The organism is Marinomonas transparens (assembly GCF_016463975.1).
Lineage (GTDB): Bacteria > Pseudomonadota > Gammaproteobacteria > Pseudomonadales > Marinomonadaceae > Marinomonas > Marinomonas transparens.
The window spans coordinates 1-817 of record NZ_JAEMNX010000075.1 but is presented as its reverse complement, the minus strand read 5'-3'; the positions used below and the strand labels follow the sequence as shown (position 1 = coordinate 817).

1 protein-coding gene is annotated in these 817 nt (G+C 48.3%); it reads right to left on the bottom strand.

Translation table 11 applies throughout. The features are described 5' to 3' along the window. Window positions 1–817: hypothetical protein (locus I8J31_RS20705; protein ID WP_199470484.1), on the bottom strand; the 817-nt coding region annotated here is incomplete at both ends.

Sequence of the window (817 nt, the reverse complement as noted above, 5' to 3'; positions counted from 1 at the left end):
ATCTTGAGCTAAGATCTTCCCTGAGTTCGTCAGCTTTTGGCTGTTGAGGGTGGTGTTGGTGACCGATTCTATGGTGGCGTTGCTGTTGACTAGGTCACCATTAGTACTGGTGAGAGCGAGCGCTTTATCCGCATGAATAAGCGCATTGTCCTTGTTGGTGACCTTACCCTCAACGATAAGGTCTAGGGTGTCCGTCGAGTAGAGTTTACCGCTCTCTGTGCTGTTCTCTAATACATCCGCGGTAATGGTCAGCCCCTTACCCTGAAGCGTCCCTTGATTATCGACTTTTCCTGTCCCTTCCTCACCATTCCCTATGGTTAAACGACCGTCTTGTACGATTAGTGTGCCGGTATTCGTCACGTTTTGCGCATTCACTGTCGTGGCGCCGATCGCCTCTATCTTGGCATTCGTATTAAAAAAGTCCCCATTGGTGCTGGTTAAAACAAGGGTGTTATCAGCATGAATCAAGGCGCTGTCTTTATTGGTGATAGTGCCATCGATAGTAAGGTCTAGGGTATCCGTCGAGTAGAGTTCGCCGAGCTCGGTACGGTTTTCTAATGAATCGGCGGTGATGGTGAGTCCATGGCTTTGAATAGACCCTTGGTTCTCAATGTCCGTGGCATTGATGGTTAGACTGTCGTCTTGAGTTAATAGCGTGCCCGTGTTGGTGAGCTTATTGCTCTTCAGCGTCGCTTTCGTCACCGATTCAATAATGGCATCCGTGTTAATAAGGTCGCCATTAGTACTGGTTAGGGTGAGAAGTTGATCGGCGTGTATCAGGGCCTTGTTTTTATTGGTAATGGTGCCATCAACAGTA